The sequence below is a fragment of the Vibrio sp. 070316B genome, from assembly GCF_013114115.1.
Taxonomy (GTDB): domain Bacteria; phylum Pseudomonadota; class Gammaproteobacteria; order Enterobacterales; family Vibrionaceae; genus Vibrio; species Vibrio chagasii_B.
Window position 1 is genome coordinate 72,094 of the sequence record NZ_VTYC01000007.1, and the last position, 17,843, is coordinate 89,936.

17 protein-coding genes are annotated in these 17,843 nt (G+C 42.9%); 3 read left to right on the forward strand and 14 right to left on the reverse strand.

Annotation, left to right across the window (positions count from 1 at the left end):
* Positions 1-83: 83 nt before the first annotated feature.
* A complete protein-coding gene (locus tag F0251_RS08090) occupies positions 84-1,547 on the reverse strand; it encodes a sensor domain-containing diguanylate cyclase (RefSeq protein WP_171730743.1) in 1,464 nt (487 codons plus the stop codon).
* Between the two features lie 304 nt (positions 1,548-1,851).
* Positions 1,852-5,019, reverse strand: a complete 3,168-nt coding sequence (locus F0251_RS08095; RefSeq protein WP_171730744.1) for a glycosyl hydrolase family 18 protein — start codon at positions 5,017-5,019, stop codon at positions 1,852-1,854.
* Positions 5,020-5,495: 476 nt separating this feature from the next.
* Here F0251_RS08095 and F0251_RS08100 point away from each other — a divergent pair, with 476 nt between their 5' ends.
* The gene (locus F0251_RS08100) at positions 5,496-7,082 is read left to right on the forward strand and encodes a BCCT family transporter (protein ID WP_171730745.1); all 1,587 of its coding nucleotides are present in this window, start codon (positions 5,496-5,498) and stop codon (positions 7,080-7,082) included.
* A 128-nt stretch (positions 7,083-7,210) separates the two neighbouring features.
* Here the strand turns inward: F0251_RS08100 and F0251_RS08105 are convergent, their stop codons facing one another.
* Together F0251_RS08105 and F0251_RS08110 are read right to left on the reverse strand one after the other, a co-directional pair.
* Complete coding sequence (locus F0251_RS08105; protein ID WP_004737330.1) at positions 7,211-7,573, reverse strand: RidA family protein; 363 nt, start codon at positions 7,571-7,573, stop codon at positions 7,211-7,213.
* A 110-nt stretch (positions 7,574-7,683) separates the two neighbouring features.
* A complete protein-coding gene (locus tag F0251_RS08110) occupies positions 7,684-8,448 on the reverse strand; it encodes a PhzF family phenazine biosynthesis protein (protein WP_171730785.1) in 765 nt (254 codons plus the stop codon).
* 192 nt (positions 8,449-8,640) lie between these two features.
* Between F0251_RS08110 and F0251_RS08115 the strand changes: the two genes are divergently transcribed.
* Positions 8,641-9,087 carry a DUF417 family protein gene (locus tag F0251_RS08115; protein WP_061030823.1) on the forward strand — a complete coding sequence of 149 codons (447 nt, stop codon included), beginning with the start codon at positions 8,641-8,643 and terminating at the stop codon, positions 9,085-9,087.
* Between the two features lie 168 nt (positions 9,088-9,255).
* Here the strand turns inward: F0251_RS08115 and F0251_RS08120 are convergent, their stop codons facing one another.
* From F0251_RS08120 to F0251_RS08165, 10 genes are all read right to left on the reverse strand, one after another.
* Positions 9,256-10,008 (reverse strand): alpha/beta hydrolase, encoded by a 753-nt coding sequence (locus F0251_RS08120; protein WP_116871463.1) that lies wholly within the window; start codon positions 10,006-10,008, stop codon positions 9,256-9,258.
* A 79-nt stretch (positions 10,009-10,087) separates the two neighbouring features.
* On the reverse strand, positions 10,088-10,564 hold the full coding sequence (locus F0251_RS08125) for a GNAT family N-acetyltransferase (protein WP_105058845.1): 477 nt from the start codon (positions 10,562-10,564) through the stop codon (positions 10,088-10,090).
* Between the two features lie 103 nt (positions 10,565-10,667).
* A complete protein-coding gene (locus tag F0251_RS08130; RefSeq protein WP_171730746.1) occupies positions 10,668-11,186 on the reverse strand; it encodes a GNAT family N-acetyltransferase in 519 nt (172 codons plus the stop codon).
* Positions 11,187-11,276: 90 nt separating this feature from the next.
* Positions 11,277-11,444, reverse strand: a complete 168-nt coding sequence (locus F0251_RS08135; RefSeq protein WP_171730747.1) for a hypothetical protein — start codon at positions 11,442-11,444, stop codon at positions 11,277-11,279.
* Between the two features lie 94 nt (positions 11,445-11,538).
* Entirely contained in the window at positions 11,539-11,895 is a 357-nt protein-coding gene (locus F0251_RS08140) for a hypothetical protein (RefSeq protein ID WP_105058282.1), read from the reverse strand.
* Positions 11,896-11,953: 58 nt separating this feature from the next.
* On the reverse strand, positions 11,954-12,607 hold the full coding sequence (locus F0251_RS08145) for a DJ-1/PfpI family protein (RefSeq protein WP_105058283.1): 654 nt from the start codon (positions 12,605-12,607) through the stop codon (positions 11,954-11,956).
* Between the two features lie 124 nt (positions 12,608-12,731).
* Positions 12,732-13,187, reverse strand: a complete 456-nt coding sequence (locus tag F0251_RS08150) for a GNAT family N-acetyltransferase (protein WP_105058284.1) — start codon at positions 13,185-13,187, stop codon at positions 12,732-12,734.
* A 19-nt stretch (positions 13,188-13,206) separates the two neighbouring features.
* Positions 13,207-13,557, reverse strand: a complete 351-nt coding sequence (locus tag F0251_RS08155; RefSeq protein ID WP_105058285.1) for a hypothetical protein — start codon at positions 13,555-13,557, stop codon at positions 13,207-13,209.
* A gap of 314 nt (positions 13,558-13,871) precedes the next feature.
* A complete protein-coding gene (locus F0251_RS08160) occupies positions 13,872-15,119 on the reverse strand; it encodes a RidA family protein (protein WP_171730748.1) in 1,248 nt (415 codons plus the stop codon).
* Between the two features lie 484 nt (positions 15,120-15,603).
* Complete coding sequence (locus tag F0251_RS08165) at positions 15,604-16,488, reverse strand: AraC family transcriptional regulator (RefSeq protein WP_105023580.1); 885 nt, start codon at positions 16,486-16,488, stop codon at positions 15,604-15,606.
* Between the two features lie 193 nt (positions 16,489-16,681).
* Here F0251_RS08165 and F0251_RS08170 point away from each other — a divergent pair, with 193 nt between their 5' ends.
* A complete protein-coding gene (locus tag F0251_RS08170) occupies positions 16,682-17,830 on the forward strand; it encodes an iron-containing alcohol dehydrogenase (RefSeq protein WP_116871457.1) in 1,149 nt (382 codons plus the stop codon).
* The last annotated feature ends 13 nt before the right edge of the window (positions 17,831-17,843 follow it).

Consider the following 17,843-nt stretch of genomic DNA (forward strand, 5'->3'; position numbering starts at 1 on the left):
AGCCCAAATAGAGCGATCTATTTGGGCTTTTTTATTCGTGTTGTTCTAAATAGATGTTTTTAGACTCAATATGACGAGTGATCTCACAGGTAAGCAATTCGATATTCGTTCTCTTTATAGATTTGGGTATTGTTACGCCCACTCGCTTTGGCTTTGTATAACGCTTGATCGGCTTTTTCGATTGTCCCTTCTATCTGGAATAACACTTGAGCATAACAACAACCAGCGCTAACCGTCACAGGTGAAACGACCCCCTGAACTTGCTCAATCCTCTTCCTCAAAGTTTCTGACAGTTCGAACAACTGTCGCTCATCGCAATCAAAGGTCACCAAAATAAACTCTTCCCCACCATAACGCGCAATCAATCTGTCTTTGCTAGACAAATGCTTCAACGTATCTGCTACTGCACAGATTACCCTATCGCCCTCTGCATGCCCGTATTGGTCATTCACTCGCTTGAAATGGTCTATATCCAACAAAATGACACCAACACCTTGTAAGGGGTATGGCGAGTTATCAGATATTTTAAGCTTTACCTGCTCAATGAAACTTCGGCGGCTATAAAGACCAGTGAGATAATCGAGGCTCGCAACATCCAGTACCTTTAAGTGGCGATGGCGTAAGTAAAGTACCAAAACAACAATAATGCTGAGCAAACTAACAACCAGCGTCACCAAGCTCAACAGCAACAAACTATGGTTCTTGTTCAGCTCTTGTTCTAAAACCCCAGCTGAAATCACCCAATTCAAATATGGGTAGAACTTATAAAATACGTTTTTGCTCGTTGTTCCATTCGAATCAGAAATCGAGTAGCTAAAATGCCCTTCGGGTTCAGTGCCCACTTTATTGATAAGTAACTCTGAAGAGTCGTCAATTAAGGCCTTTAAATGCTCATGTTCAACGCTAGGTTGCAGAACTAGTTCACCTTGTAAATCGACGATGTATACATAACCGCTATCGCCATAAGAGTACTTTCTTAGTTTGTCTTTTAATGCATCTAGATCAACCAAATACATCAACTCTTCTTTGTAGGTCGTCGCCACCAAAGTATTGCCACTTGGTAGCCTTATTGAATAAGCAACTTTGGCTCGTCGACTTATCTCGTGAGGGTTGGCGTGGAAGTATTCGATCATACCAGACTCAATACTGAGTTGTTTTTGTATATGGGTAAGATGTCCTCGCCTTTTTCCTTGCAAAAAAGGGTGATAGAGATGAACACCTTGTGGAGACGTCAAATAGATATAGCCTGACTGACCAATGTGCAACTCACTGGCTATCTGGCTTATCTGTTCAATTTCTTGATCTTCGGCCGCATGCCACACGTGAGACGCAACAGTGTCCGTAATACCTTTTAAATAGGTTTTTATCGCTTCGTTTACTGTGGTGTCGACGATGTCATAGCTCGCATTCACAATAGTACGAAAGAAGAAGTGATTGGAATCCAATAGTGATTCTTGGGTTCGATTAAATTGAACTGCAGAAAGGAGCAGAGAAACAACGGCTAGCACAATTGAGAAGCTAAGAATGTATTTACGTCTGACTTTCAAGATTACCCCATCATCTCTAATTTTAGGTAACACTCATAATTTTCTAATAAGCAGACTGTTTTATATCATGATTGATGTTTTTACTGAACGAATGTCTATATTTTAGAGCCTTTCAATGTGCAATCTGTGACTTATAACAAAAACGCCGAACTGTTTTCAGTTCGGCGTTTGCATTGTCATCTAAAGTTACACTAAACGACTGATAAATATAATCAAAACCATTTACATCTACCATTCATCATCATTATGAAAATGTACTTTTAATGACTGCTATTATTGATATCAGCTATTAACTAATACGAGGTTACGAACACACTTTGGTCCAGCTACCATCACTACCTGGTTCAGAACTTGTCCACCAGTTAGCTTGGTAAATGCTACCGTTGTGAACCACTTGGTCACCCGTGTTTGCATGGCTTGGGTTACCTGCCCAGTCTTTCTGAGGCAGATCTGGGTACACAGTTAAGCCTGCAGTATCACAAGTACCAGGGTTTGTACCACCGTCGCCAGGGTTACCGCCACCAGAACTGATATCACCTAAAGGTAAATCTGGTTGCTCAAAGCTGAAGGCATAGTCGACACCACCTACGTTAACGGCATAGTTTGCAGGGCCTGAAATTGGCAAGTAATACACCATATCCAGCTCATATACACCACCAGCAGGCAGTTCTTTCCATGCAGGTAATGTGAAGGCCACACGGTGCATAGTACCGTCTAATCCGCCGATGTTATCCGCACGAGTATGACCCGAAGCAATCACAGTCAAACCACCACCAGATTGATCTTTCGCGTTGTCTGGTGCAGATACTGGAATGTCGAACTGGAACTCAGTACCGCCAGGCAGTGCTTGCCCCGTATTGTTGGTAAACGTGATCTTAGGATTAATTGGGTAGTTTTGGTCACCGACTTTGAAGCCACCAACCGATACTGCGATGTCTAGTGCTTCGGTAGGAATTGCACCAGTCGCGACTTTGTTTCCATATGGCGTTGCCGACTTAAACTTATCGTAGATAGCTTTAGTCATTGTGTTACCCATGTGGAACTCACCGTTACCACTGTTACACGCTTGCTCTGTGGTATCAACCGTTGTTCGGTTGCCACTTGCATCAAGTACATAACAGTTGTAGTCGCCAGCCAGTTCCCAGAACATGATGCCGCCGATTTCTTTGTCGATAACGTAGTCCGCTTTCACGTTGATAGACTCTTTATCTTCCGTAGAAAGGAACACACCTTTTTCAGCATTCCATAGCCAAGGTGCAACCGCCACGCTGTCGTAGTTACGCGTGTAAGTACCTCTTAGAACATCCGTTGGATCATTTACAGGATCTAGCTTGTAGGCGTCCGCATAAGAACCCCAAATACCTTTCTCTAGGTTCTTCGCATGCCACATTGGGTTCGAACCTGCGCCCATTTCGTTTCCTTTAGGGTCGGTATCATGCCACATGTTATCGATACCAATCGCACCGTGACCACAGTTATTCTTCTCACCTTCACCTGTACCAGCGGCACATTCAGATTGATTAGGCAGTGCAGCTCGGCCCCAAAGACCATTTTCACCACCTGTTACGCCCTGCCAACCACGCGTGTAATATGGAACACCGATGTTAATACGACCTGCTGGCATTGAACCACGGAAGTAATGGTAAGCCCAATCCGTGTTCAGGTAGCCGATACCACCATAAGCCGCAGTGTCGTATACATTCCACTGCGCTAGTTCTGAATCTTTACCTGTATCAAACAAGGCTGCATTATGGCCAACGTGGTCGTTCCAAGCGCCGTGAAGGTCGTAAGACATGATGTTCACGTAATCAAGATATTGAGTGACATCGAATGTTTCCATACCGCGCAACAGGTAACCAGAAGAAGGTGCCGCGATAGTTAACATGTAGTGATTGCCATCTTCAGCAGACGCCACATCAAGCTTCTCACGCAATACTTTCATCAGCACTTGGTATGAGGCCCATAGGTACTCACGACGCGGTTCCATGAAGTCTTTGTCGTATGGGTTACCCGCACCAGCCATAGACGTTGGGTACTCATAATCAATATCTAGGCCATCGAATTGATATTTACGTAACATTTCAACCGCTGAAGTCGCGAATGTTTCAATGCCTTGGTGGTTGATAGATCCATCAGCATTGGTCGTCATAGTATAGAAGCCACCATCAGCAACTCGGCTTCCGTCAGTCGCGAAGTGACCGCCCGTTTCAGCCCAACCACCAATTGAGATTAGCGTTTTAACACCATGTTTTTTCTTCGCGGTTGCCAATGCACCAAAGTGACCTTTGAATCCTAATGCAGGGTCGACTTCTACACCCGGCCACTCTTTACCGACAGCAGCATTATTTGGATCGTTTACGTCACCAACGTTCACTTTGCCATCTGAACCGATGCTTACAAACGCGTAGTTAATATGTGTGAGTTGTTCCCAAGGAATATCATTAACCAGGTAAGCCGCTTGAGGGTCGTCTCCTGCACGCCAGCTGGTGAAGTAGCCAATCACACGGCGAGGGTGATCCGCGCCCATTTTCTCACGGCCTTCATCATCATAAATCGTACAGTAAGGAACATCGACACCTTGCGTTTGATACAAGCCATCAGGACGACATGTACTCACCGTTGGAGCGCCATTCACCGTTAAAGAAGCTAACGCTGAATCCGTTGTTGCACCTTGATCGTCGGTCGCTTTGGCGTAAACAGACAAGGTACCTGCTTGAGTGGTTGTGTAGTCAAGCGTGTACGGGCTTGTAGCCGCTGTTCCGACTAGAGAACCTGCTACATAAAAATCGACCTTATCAACCGTACCATCACTGTCTGCAGCCGTTGCAGTGAGTGTTACCACGCTACCGACATCAACAGAAGCCGCTGAAAGTGAAACTGATACTGTTGGCGCTTCATTACCTGGTTGTAGTGAATCAACAGAAATGGATACTGCACTTGCGACACTTGCCGCGCCTTCATTATCTGTTGCAACAACAGAAACCTGATGGTTACCCGACGTTGCAGCCCAAGCCGCTTCAAATGGTGCCGCAGTAGCTACAGCAACTGAAGTTCCATCGACAAAGAACTCTACTGAAGCAACACTGCCATCAGTATCGAGTGCTGTTGCACTTAAGACGACATTATCGCCCTCAACGATTACATCTGACGCGGTAGGTGCTGTTAACGAAGCGGTTGGGGCTTCATTTGGCGTGCCACCGCCTCCACCACCACTACACACATCAATCTTTTTCCATTGTGCATAGTCACCCTCGAATTGGCTTGGGTTGTTATTTTGATTCCAGTAATTCGCTGAGTACGCGCTGCCGTCATGTGAAACCTGATCACCACCGGTGTACACCGTGGCGGAATCCCACGCTTCTAACGTTGAACAATCAACAGCCGCGTAGCTGTTGAACGCCATTAAGCATGACGCGGTGAGAGTACTGAGTGTAAAAACCTTCTTGGCCACTCTTCCTTGGTTTAGGTGCATGTTAGCTGTCCCTTAAGTTATTGTTTCAAGATGCTTAATTTAAGTGTCATATATCTCATCACTTAAATTTCTTCGCAAAACAACTGTAGGTAACAGTGCCAATTTAACACCTAAAATATTCGATATTTATAAAATGACTCGCAATAATTTGTTTATAGCATGCAATGAGTCGACACTTATTTTGCACGAACAACTAATATTAAATTTATTTCGGTACGCTAAAAAATATCGCCTAATTCGCATCCTTAATTACAAAACTCTATTCATATCTACTTTATTTATTCGTTCTGAAATTTCGTTTTAAAACTAACCAAAAGGGAGTGATTTCGCCGTAGAACTGATTTCTTTTCTAAATTTGCCCACTTTTTCTTAACAATTGTGATAGTATCGCGGCTTTTTTTGACGAACCTCACATTTCCAATGCAAGTGTGGGAGAAATACATAGGCTCGAAAGAGCCAAATATAGCGAAGAAATAATGTCCAACTTGACGCAAGTCGCCAACGAAAACATCAACGCAGAATCTACTTCTATTAACTTCACTAAAGCCCAATCTTTGGGTGAAAAACTGGAGCTTGGAAATCCAGTATTTTGGCTAAGTGGGAGCTTTTTAACTCTCTTTGTCATTCTTGCCTTCACCAACACCTCGGTGTTGTCAGAACTTGTAAACATCGGCTTTAGTTACTCAACTAAATGGTTCGGTGCTCTTTGGCAGGTTCTGTTACTACTCAACTTCATCATCGGCTTAGTGCTTGCACTAGGACGCACAGGTCACGTTCGTTTGGGTAAACTTGCCCTTCCAGAAATGACTACCTTCAAATGGATGTCGATTGTCCTATGTACGTTGCTCGCAGGCGGTGGTGTATTTTGGGCAGCAGCAGAACCTATTGCTCACTTCGTTTCTGCTCCGCCTCTATACGGCAACGCTGATCCTCAAGCAATGGCATTCAACGCCCTATCTCAGTCTTTCATGCACTGGGGCTTTCTTGCTTGGGCAATCTTAGGTGGCTTATCCTCTATCGTACTGATGCACCTACACTACGACAAAGGGCTCCCTCTTAAACCTCGTACTCTGCTTTACCCGCTACTGGGCGACAAAGCGATCAATAGCTGGATTGGTAACTTAGTCGACGCATGTAGTATTGTTGCTGTTGCAGCAGGCACTATCGGCCCAATTGGTTTCTTAGGTCTTCAAATCAGTTATGCGCTAAGTGAACTGTTTGGCATCTCAGACAGCTTTGCTACGCAGAGCATCGTTATTCTATTCGCCATCGCCATGTATACCCTATCTGCATTGAGCGGCGTGAACAAAGGCATTCAACTGGTTAGCCGTTACAACATCATCTTGTCTGTATGCCTGATCGGCTACATCCTTCTTGTGGGTCCAACAAGCTTCATCGTTGATGGCTACTTGCAAGGCATGGGTGAAATGATCGATAACTTCATCCCAATGGCGCTTTACCGACAAGATTCAGCGTGGCTAGGTGGTTGGACGGTATTCTTCTGGGGTTGGTTCTTAGGTTATGGCCCAATGATGGCAATCTTTATTGCTCGCATCTCACGTGGCCGAACAATTCGCCAAATGATCGTGTCTATCAGTATCGTTGCTCCGCTAGTAACCTGTTTCTGGTTCAGCATCGTTGGTGGTAGCGGTTTAGCGTTTGAGTTAGAAAACCCTGGCGTAATTTCTAGTGCGTTCGAAGGCTTCAACCTTCCTGCGGTATTACTTGCTATTACTGCGCAACTGCCGTTCCCAACTCTGATTGCAATTCTGTTCCTCATCCTGACCACCACGTTCATCGTAACAACGGGTGACTCAATGACCTACACCATCAGTGTAGTTATGACAGGCACCACAGAGCCAAACGCAGCAGTTCGCACCTTCTGGGGCATCATCATGGGTGCTGTAGCCATTGCGCTTATCTCAATGGGCTCTGGCGGTATTTCTGCGTTGCAGTCGTTCATAGTGATTACTGCCGTTCCTGTGTCATTCATCTTACTACCATGTTTATGGCATGCTCCTAAGATCGCGACACAGATGGCAAAAGAGCAAGGCATCGCTTAATACCAAAGCCAACTAACCTCGGTTTAGTGTTTCGAACAAAAAAGCCACTCAAGTGAATCACCTGAGTGGCTTTGTTTTATCTGCTCGGTACTTGTATCGGCGAAGCTTATTTCTACCGATAGTTCGGCTTATTGAAACTTTTCCCCAGCGGCAACCATGAATGACATTTCAACCAACAGTTCAGGATTTGCCAGTTCAGCTTTCACACATGCGCGGCTAGGCGCACACCCTTCAGGAAACCATGCTTCCCACACTTCATTGAGTGCATCAAAGTTAGCAAAATCCGTTAGGTAAATAGTGACCGACAATACGCGAGATTTATCGCTATCTACCAGGCTCATCATCTCTTCAGCTTGCTCAAAGATTTGTTGAACCTGACTCTTAATGCCCGCAGATGTGTCTGACTCAGCAACTTCAACAAAGCTTGCAATACCATTAAAAACAGTCACATCAGACCAACGCTTGGTCGGGTTAATTCTATGAATCTTCACTTGCTATTCTCTTCTTATTGTTAGGATCTACATCAGGGTAATCTAATCCAAATCCCTAATATTGAAAACAAAAACTAGATCGTGCTATCGGTCTTAGGTTCAACACACTTTCACTGACGGCATTCAACTCTAGCAGAGACGACAATCGAAGAGTTGGCTCCCTTCTCGACTTCAAAATAACCACCAGCACTCGAAAGCTGACGAACTGAGAGTTTGTCTTTTCCTAACTTATCGAACCAATATGGAGCCAGTGAACATTGCGCAGATCCGGTTGCTAAATCCTCTGAAATGCCGATCTTCGGTGCAAAATAACGAAGTACATAACCGTCATCCGAGCTTTGGGCGGTCACCATCACAGCATGCAGGTCATTGATTTTTTTATACTGTTCAAAATCAGGAGCAAAATTCCTTACAGCTTCCTCTGAATCTAAAACCAACACTAAGTCTCTTGTCGAGAATACATCGACAACGGTCTGATTCAATGCCGACAAATCAATTGGAGCATCGCTCCGCTCAACATAAGATTTACCATTCCAGCTTGGCAGTTCCAATCGAGATAATCCGTCTTTTCTAGAAATCACGACCTGTCCATAATCACTGTTTAAAGTAACCTCTTCAAACTTATACCGCTCGATCAAATCAGTACCAGCACCCAAACTACCATGACCACACAGGTTTATCTCACCATCTAATCCAAACCAACGGATGTAGAACTGACTTCCCGATTTCTTCACAAAAGCAGTAATAGGCTGTGCTAGTTGATGTGTTATTTCTAGTAGCTCTGAATCTGCTAACCATTGCTCTAATTCAACAACCCCACAAGGGTTCCCTTTCGCCGACTCTCCACTAAATACATCATATATAAGTGCTTTGATAACTTATCTCCTTGTACCGTCGTATTAAGCTCTTAATAAAAACTATCATTTCATTTTCTTCAAATAAACCATTGATACATATAACATTGAAATGCCAAGTGTAATGATTCATAAACAGAAGTAATACTCTCACAGTGAAATTAATTTTGCACTAGTGCGGTCATGTGTAGAACTTATTAATGGAGTACTTTTATGCATGTTCAAACCTATGATTTAAAACAAAGCAACTTCGGATACAACCTTGGCGTGATAGGTGTCGCGTTGGTGTTAGCTTGGATTGGAATTTATAAGTTTACGCCTACCGAGGCGATGTTGATTGAGCCTTTAATTGCAAACCACCCAGCAATGAACTGGCTTTACAATTTATTCTCAGTCCAAGCCGTGTCTAATATGGTTGGTGGTGCTGAAATCATTGTCGCGATCGGACTGATGATTGGATTTAAGAAACCGCAAGTCGCATTTTATTCTGGCATTGCTGCGACGGCTATCTTTGTTGTGACACTTAGCTTCCTGATTACAACGCCAAATGCTTGGAAAGTATCGGATGGCATCTTAGTCACTAACTTCTTCCTAGTGAAAGATGTCCTGTTTTTGGCTATCGCGATTAGCGTAATCGAACGTAACAAACCTCAGAAGTAACCGTAAATCTATAAGTGGCCGTAACTAGAAGTAACCTTAAACCTTGAAATAAAAAGACTCGAAGCTGGCTAGAAGGACGCTGCCAGCTTCTTATATATAAGTCGATAATCGATTAAGTCGGTCGTCTATTCCGAATACAGATATCAAGCCCTAATGAATTAGATGTTTCTACTCAATTTTTACTCTCAACTCTTCGCACTCTAATCCATCCAAAAAGCCAACAATAATGTCATTCGTACTTTGCTTCGCGAGATTAGAGCCATAATCACTTAAATCCATATGCTTAGAGTCTGGAATCTCAACAACACAACTACCATATTGCTTTTGCTCTGATTCAGTCGGTAGTACACCCTCTTTGGTAGGATATTCAGTTGCTCGAATGGAAAGCACTCGGATATTTTCACTTTTGGGTAAAGTGACTCGTTTGTGGTCGAGCGTAATTAACTGAGAAACATAACTTTTATTTTCGTTACTCAACCATGTAGAAATGTCGCCTCCGTTCGAATGCCCGACTAAGGTTAACTTGTCAAAATCATAAGCAGGGAAACGACTCGCTAGCTCATGTTGGAGGACATTGAGAGTCTTTGCCCCTCGCGTCCAATTCTCAATTCTTGTCTCATACAAGTCACCAGTCTTCGATAAAGGAGGATCACTTGGTAGTTCGTGATCGACATAAATGGTCATGTAACCCCTATCGTTGAGCATTTCTCCAACAAAACTATATTTGGTGAATGGAACTCGATTACCAGCACTAATAAAAGCCACGTCACACTGCTCTGTCGTTGTGCAACTTTCAGAGTCCTGAGGTAAAACAATCTCTACAGGTATATGGCGATCTCTTTCCGAGTCAACAATAACCATCGATTCCGCCGACGTAGGCAAAGACAGAACACCTAAGATAGCGCCCATTAAATATTTCACATAACACCTTGTAATACTTATAAAGTTAATAGGTTAGAATCAAGATATATGTCCCAAACCTCTACCTCATCATTAGGTTTTACTCTTCAATACCATCATGATTGAAACATTGTCTTGTTACCAAGCCCCACTTTTCGTCTTGGTACTGGTCTTCCACATATTTACCTGAGGTGTAGTCATTAACGACTTCTCTCCAGAACTTAACAGCATGATCTGCGCCCAATACTTGCTTAATCTCCCAACTGCCTTTTAGGTGTTCAAACAGTTCAGAGATAAACTGCTTCCCGACTTTATTTTTTCGAAAATAAGGCACCACATAGAAATCACAAATCTCAAACTCGTTTGGCGCTTTGGTTTCAATGGCGGTTAATGCAGCAGGAACTCCATCAATGTAGAGTAAATAACCCGTTACGGCATCACCAAGCGTCGGGTAAATCTCAAACAAGCCATACTCGTCTGGTTTGTCTCCGATAATCTTTGAAAACTCAGCCGCGTAGCCCTGATATAAATTCGCGTATACCTGCTGATTACCACTATAGACTGTCACAATGTTCATAAACTGACCTCTGTATTGTTTCGCACCACAATGGTGTGAGCTCATCTTTCCGAGCCTATTATCTCATTGATTATAGGAAAAATAATAGATATCAAATACCCACTTACACGGATATTGCCTGGCGGTAATAGTTGGCATTCTGTTGTTGTCCTTTGAATACTGCGTAATTTTGGACACGCTCAACTAGCTCGAAACCCGTATTTGTTAGTACTTTATTTGAACCGACATTACCTACTAATGCATAAGCATCAATATATTTTAGGGATGAGTGCTTAGACAAGTAGGTTAGCAGCTTTCTGACCGCATTAGAGGCGACACCTTTAGAACCAAAAGCTCGACCAACCCGATAGCCGAGCTCCCCGCTTTCACCATTTTTGCTGATATCGCGAACGTTGATTCTTCCACAAATAACGCCGTTAGCGTCCTTAATTAGCATTGGGATCAACTCACCATTTTGGTATTCCTTGAGGAAGCGCGTAACTTGGTCGGCAACCCCTGAATCAGAATAGAAACTGTCATCCCTAGCAGGAACAAATTGATTAAACCACTCTCTATTTTCGACTTCAAATTCGAAAAGAGGACCAACATCACTTGGTTGAAGTAAGTGTATAGATATATCCATAAATAACTCTACAAGGCTCCCTTAAAGTACTGTTTTTCAGATTTCGAACTCTCTGTGTTTCTATCTAGGTTGATGGGAGTTAACCATCGCTCAGAGTATTGGCGTGACCAAAAGCAATCCCATTACCGCCATAGATAACAAAGCACCACTGAAAAAACTCGGTGTATGAAATGGTCGAACTTTTGATTTAACGACCTCTCTCTCAATCGCTTCTTGGTAAGTTTTAACGGAGAGTTCCTTAACGTAATTACTTTGCATAATAAGCTCCTTCTGAATAACTAAGAGAAGCTTAAGACTTGAAGTTAGGTTGAGGTAAAGCGAAAAATCATGTTAATTCACATCGTTAAACGAGTTACTCCAAAATCACCCTAAAAATGTCGTTGTTCACGCCACCCACATCTACTAACTCTCCAGTTTTCATATGAATTGACGTGTTTAATTGTCGAGTCGAACGTGGCTCTTTCGTTTCTCGAATCACAAGCATATCGACCAAGTAGCCAGAGTCTTGCTTTCGTACTAAGCCCGAAAAAGTCACACTTTCAGCCCTATCGGCGAGTACTGAATTAAATGTTTTATCTTCTAATACGCCTGCGGAGATGGATGTCTCGCCATAAAACAACGTGATACTTGTTGGGTCAGGTTGTATAGCTTCATTGGACGCGCAGCCCATTAGAGCTAGGCACAACATTAAAATAATTCGAAATTGCATAAACTTGTTTTTCGTTCTCTCGTTAAACGCTTTTTTGTAAAAATACCATGACGATGATTCAAACCACTGCGCCTTTCAGCTCAGCTTCTAGTGATTTATTGTGTAAGTTGTCAGCCTCTGCGGACTGGATGGTTCCAGAGATAAGGTCTTCGAAGAGATCTAACTGCCCTGCGGGGATGAGTTGATTTTGTATCGCCCTACGTTTGTTTGAATCAAATAACCGCTCTGCCACCCAGCCGATTAAGTAGACCAGAGAAAGACACCCACCAGCTGTAGCAATATTGCCTTCGATGACTAAAGGCAGATCTTGAACGTTGCCACCCATTGCTTCTAATGTTGGTTTTGCATGCGGGTTTGTTGTAAGCCTCTTACCTTTAAGTAAACCGAGTTCGTGCAACACAAAAGATCCCGCGCAAATCGACCCGATTAACTGCTCGCTCGGATCCAGCTGTAATGAGTTCATGAACTCCGGCTCTTTCAATGCAGCCGGAATACCGCGATAACCACTTGTGATCAGCACTACATCTTGCTGCGCAACCTCACTCAAATGGCCATCGGTTTTCACCGTCATCCCCAAATGTGAGCGATGCTCAGGCTTGGTTCCAAGAACCTTAACCTCCCAAGAGTCTGTCGTTCTTCCTAATAAGTCATACATCAAGAAGAAGTCTACATCGGTGAAGTCATCAAATAATACGATTCCGACTTTGTACATAATACATGCCCTTGTTGATTACTCTCGATAGATGAGAAGCGTTAATAGTGAAGCGATTCATAGAAAGGTGATATTAACCACCACATACTTGAGGTCAAACTCGAACCACAATTATTTATGGCCCCTAGGTAACAGCGACGAAATTAGACCATTTTCTTTTGACTTCGGGAGTCAACGCTAGAGTAAACTCATAACCTAAGTGATTCTCACGTGTTATTTCAAACCCTAATCGCTTATGAAACTGCACCGACAGTTCATTTAAGCGTAAAACATTGCTTACTAATACCCTTGAATCACGATCTTTCAGTATGTTTACAATGCCACGAAATAGAGCAAGAAAAGCGGCTTTACTTCTGTAGTCTGGGTGCACCACAAACATAGGGACAAACCACTTGCCATCGCCTAAATCACTTAACGTGGTGTAGCCAATTAGCTTATTATGTCGCCGATATTCGACAAGCAGTCCTTGTTCCATCGATTGGGTGCGCGATGCTAAATACACATCTCTATCTATTGGAAAGCCCGCTTCTTTTGAAATTGACTCCAATGTCATCACGTCCAGTTCTAAATATTCTTGCATTACTGCCTCTTACCTGTACTTAAAAGAATTGCAGAACAAAACACGCAATAAACGCCGGTAAGCCAGCAATGAATAACACTAAGCCCGTATGATAATTCATTCGGTAGTGTTCTTGTTGGTCTTTAGCAAAATCGTGCCCGTCGACCATTTTGTAGACTTTGTCTGTAATAGGATCATCTAAGCGCGTTGTTTTGCTATGAACCCCTCCTTCCCACAGAAGTTTTGCCAAAATCCAAATGACTATAACGACAAAAAATAAGAAGTCGACGAGTTGAGTAGAAGCAAAGAAAGGAAAAAACTGCGACAGCACATAAACGACCATTGCAGCCATCAAATTGATAAGCACCACTTTCTTTAACAAATCGAGCAAATGAACCTCCTCCAGAATCTTAGTATCCAGTAACAGGTATTTATAAAATTTAGATTTCTCGGTCAATCAAAAATTATGCGCAAGATTGCACTATATGAAGTGCCGCATGTTTAACAACCTTTATTGCTGATAGGAAGCATTACACCGCTCGTGGTGATGTATTGAGGTGACGCTTACATTCGCGCCCAACTTGTGATGAATTATTCGGTATACAATGTCGTTTGATCGCAGGCCTTCAAACTGAATCAGCTCTAATTCCAAGTTAGGAACTAGAGCCGAAATTTCAACACTGTTATCGATGTATGTAACGATGTTTAAGCAACAATGTCTTGTGGAGGTGTACCTTCGCAGTTAGAAACGACGGCATCAATTTGAATTAAAGCATTCATAGGAATCTTAGAAACCCCAACCACCGTTCTTGCCGGTAAGTCAGCCTTAAAGAATGTCGCATAGACCTCGTTTACCGCGTCAATATCTGAAATATCTTTAAGTTGAATATTGATTTTCACCGTATCGTCTATGCAATGTTCAACACTTTCAATGATCGCCTTAATATTCTTAAGACACTGTTCAGCTTGCTCTTTAATACCACCAGCAACCACTTCATTGGTTTTCGGATCTACAGGAAGTTGACCTGAAATATGATTGTAGTGAGAGAAAGCAACGGTGTGTGAATAAGGCATAAATGGTGCGTCAGCAGTGTTATTTGCTTCAATAACCAGTAAGCAAGTATCCTCTGGTAGTTGTGGCGGTGTGCCATCGCCATGTGAAACCGAGGTATCAATTTGTACTAAAGCGCCCATTGGTAATTCAGATGCCTGTACAACCGTTCGCGCCGGAACATAACTTGGGAAGAACTTGGCACAAGCTTCGTTTACCTTTTCTGCATCTTCGATATCATTTAGGTAAATCGTGGTTTTCACCACATCATTCATAACATGGCCAATGCTTTCTAGAATCATTTTAATGTTTGCTAAACATTGAGTTGTTTGCTCTGTGATTCCACCTGAAACCAACTCACCAGTATTCACATCAATCGGTAATTGAGCCGAAAGATTATTGTAGTGAGAAAAAGCCGCAGTCTGAGTCGATAAAACACTCTGAGGGGCTTTATCCGTGTTTCTTGATACCTTAACTAACGCACATGGTGCCTGTGGTGTTGTACCTTCACCATTTGAGATAAGAGCGTCCATTTGAACTAGCACATCGCTCATTGGTAGAGCGGCAACACCAACCACAGTGCGTGTCGGAAGGCTATTACTAAAGAAGCCCTTATAAACTTCATCGATAGCTTCCATATCGGAAATGTTCTTAACGAAGATATTAATTTTCACCACATCATCCATTACATGGTCGATGCTTTCAACAATCGCTTTAATATTATTCAAACATTGCATTGCTTGATCTTTAATATCACCGATGACTATTTCACCTGTTTTAGGGTCAATAGGTAATTGAGCAGAAAAGTTATTATAATGAGAAAAAGCAACTGTTTGTGTAGATACATTGTTTAGCGGAGCATTTTCAGTATTTCTTGAAATTTTAATGATATCGCTACTCATCGGTGTGATCCTTTTAATAGAATAAGAATACGTATTTATATTGAACAATCGTATTGGAATGAATAATTAAAGTAGCGCCATGTTAGGTGAATAACTTTGGGTTGAACGTGACATGCATCAGACTATCACTCAACTAATATTCATTGACTTATGGGATAATTAGTCATCGAAAGACTAATTATCCACGTAACTTAGGTTGGAGGACTACTCATCTCTCTCTATTTTTAAGTATATCCAACAATATTGAATACTTTCCCACAAAATATGATGGGTAACTTTTAAAATTTAGATCGTGTTTGTTAACTTGTTCACACTAAAATACCCTTAACCGATAAGTTTTATAAGTTACGGGCTTATATCCATGCATAAATGTTTAGGCTATCTAACTAATTATTTTAAATAACGTGTTTTATATGGTCACGTTAATAATATGTTTAATAAAAACACCACCTGTTTCAGAATATAGATTTTCGAGGAAGGAAAACTATACAGCTCTTGGTGTTGTATTAAAGTGACGCTTAAATTCTCTGCTGAATTGAGATGGACTGGAATAGCCAACTCGGCGTGCGGCATCACTGATTCGCAGACCTTCTAACTGGATCAGTTCTTTGGCTTTGTTGAGCCTTACCTTCTTCAAATATTGGAGTGGTGACTCGAAAGTTACGTTGCGGAAAGCATTATGGAAAGCAGACACACTCATATTCGCTTCATCGGCTAGCGATTGAACAGTAATGGTTTGGTCATACTCTTCATGCACTTTAGACAATGCTTTGGCGACGCGTGCGTAATGGCCATCATGATGGGCTAAATCAAAGAGTACGCGGCCTTCAGAGCCTGTTAAAGCGCGATAAACAATCTCCGTCACCATTGCATCACCCAAGATGTTGGCTTCAATATCGCAATGCAGTGTCTTCGCCAACCTAGTGAAACTCTCTAGCATCGCCGTTTCCATTCGAGTGGACTCTAAGCCACTCGAATTCTGTTTGTGCTTGTTACAGTAACTCTCCAGAAAACCTTGCTCTTCGAGCTTTTTCACTAAGCTATGTAAACGCTGAGAATCTATGTTGATCGACAAACCCAATAACGGCTCACCATCAACCGGTAACGCTTCACATTCCAGTGGCATTGGCACCCCCACCACAAGGTAATCACCAGCCGCGTAAGTCACGGGCCTGTCGCCTATGTAGATATTCTTTTTACCCTGTCCAAGCATGATGATACCTGACTGATAAGTGAATGGTTGGCGCTGATTCCCACCACTACTGCGATACAACCACACACCCTCAATCTCTGTTTCTCTGATCCCTTCAAGATCATCCCAACCTTTAAGTTCAACGTAAGATTGCAGTAACTGAGCGAGTGTATTCATAACAGGTGATGTTCCATTCAAAGGGTGATGTTGGTTTGCACAAAAGCCCAAAGAGAATATCAATTATGTAGAAATAGGCAATTAGTTTGGAGAAATTGACCTTCACCCCCCTAATTCCGTGTACTAATATGCAAATATAGAAATTGAGCACTACAACAAAATAAAAATTTTAGCTTTACACAAGGAACTGACGATGCAATTTACCTATGTTAACCCTACTGTTATTCACTTCGGCCAAGGCCAAATCAACGCTATCAGCCAAGCCGTTGATACTTCAAAGAAAGCGCTTGTCATCTACGGTGGCGGTTCAATCAAAAGCAACGGTGTTTACGACCAAGTAGTCGCAGCTCTTAAAGATCACGCTTGGATTGAGTTTTCTGGTGTTGAAGCAAACCCAACCAAAGAAACATTAGACAAAGCAGTCGCTATCGTTAAAGAAGAAAACGTAGAATTCATTATCGCTGTTGGCGGTGGTTCAGTAATCGATGGTTCGAAATACGTTGCAGCAGCAGCGAAATACGACGGTGACGGTTGGGACATCCTAACAGGCAAGCACCAAGTCACCGAAGCAACGCCAATCGGTGCGGTACTGACGCTTCCTGCCACAGGTTCTGAATCAAACATGGGCGCAGTAATCACTCGTAAAGCGACTCAAGAGAAGCTGGCTTTCCTTAACCCTGCGGTCCAACCTAAGTTTGCAGTTATGGACCCAGATGTCATGAAGTCTCTACCAGAGCGCCAATTGGTGAATGGTCTGGTTGATGCTTGGGTTCACGTGTGTGAGCAATACATCACTATGCCTGCTAACGCGATGGTTCAAGACGGATACGCAGAAACATTGCTGAAAAACCTTCTTGTACTGGGTAAACAATACGACGAGCGTGACAATGACACATGGCGTGCAAACCTAATGTGGACGGCTAACCAAGCGCTAAACGGTCTTATTGGTACTGGCGTTCCTCAAGATTGGGCAACGCACATGATTGGTCATGAGTTCACTGCATTGTGGCATGTCGACCACGCGCGTTCTCTAGCTATCGTTCAACCTTCACTGCTTCGTAACCAGATTGAAGCGAAACGCACTAAGCTAGAGCAGATGGGGCGTAACGTATTTGGCCTAGAAGCGGGCGCAGATTTAGCAGAGCGCACTATCGACGCTATCGAAGCCTTCTATCACAGCCTTGACGTAGCAACCATGTTTGATGGCTACGAGGCGAATAAAGAAACGGCTATCGACAATGTGATTGCACAGCTAGAATCACACGGCTACCTACAACTTGGTGAGAACCAAGCGATCACGCTAGAGAAAACTCGCGAGATTCTAGAGTCTGCAATCCATTAATGGTTAAAATTAA

What these genes read in the sequence shown, in the direction of transcription:
- F0251_RS08170 (WP_116871457.1), top strand. Translation starts at nt 16,682, where the DNA reads ATGCAATTTACCTATGTTAACCCTACTGTTATTCACTTCGGCCAAGGC.
- F0251_RS08160 (WP_171730748.1), bottom strand. Translation starts at nt 15,119, where the DNA reads ATGAGTAGCGATATCATTAAAATTTCAAGAAATACTGAAAATGCTCCG.
- F0251_RS08135 (WP_171730747.1), bottom strand. Translation starts at nt 11,444, where the DNA reads ATGCAAAGTAATTACGTTAAGGAACTCTCCGTTAAAACTTACCAAGAA.
- F0251_RS08095 (WP_171730744.1), bottom strand. Translation starts at nt 5,019, where the DNA reads ATGCACCTAAACCAAGGAAGAGTGGCCAAGAAGGTTTTTACACTCAGT.
- F0251_RS08115 (WP_061030823.1), top strand. Translation starts at nt 8,641, where the DNA reads ATGCATGTTCAAACCTATGATTTAAAACAAAGCAACTTCGGATACAAC.
- F0251_RS08145 (WP_105058283.1), bottom strand. Translation starts at nt 12,607, where the DNA reads ATGTACAAAGTCGGAATCGTATTATTTGATGACTTCACCGATGTAGAC.
- F0251_RS08165 (WP_105023580.1), bottom strand. Translation starts at nt 16,488, where the DNA reads ATGAATACACTCGCTCAGTTACTGCAATCTTACGTTGAACTTAAAGGT.
- F0251_RS08125 (WP_105058845.1), bottom strand. Translation starts at nt 10,564, where the DNA reads ATGAACATTGTGACAGTCTATAGTGGTAATCAGCAGGTATACGCGAAT.
- F0251_RS08150 (WP_105058284.1), bottom strand. Translation starts at nt 13,187, where the DNA reads ATGCAAGAATATTTAGAACTGGACGTGATGACATTGGAGTCAATTTCA.
- F0251_RS08140 (WP_105058282.1), bottom strand. Translation starts at nt 11,895, where the DNA reads ATGCAATTTCGAATTATTTTAATGTTGTGCCTAGCTCTAATGGGCTGC.
- F0251_RS08130 (WP_171730746.1), bottom strand. Translation starts at nt 11,186, where the DNA reads ATGGATATATCTATACACTTACTTCAACCAAGTGATGTTGGTCCTCTT.
- F0251_RS08100 (WP_171730745.1), top strand. Translation starts at nt 5,496, where the DNA reads ATGTCCAACTTGACGCAAGTCGCCAACGAAAACATCAACGCAGAATCT.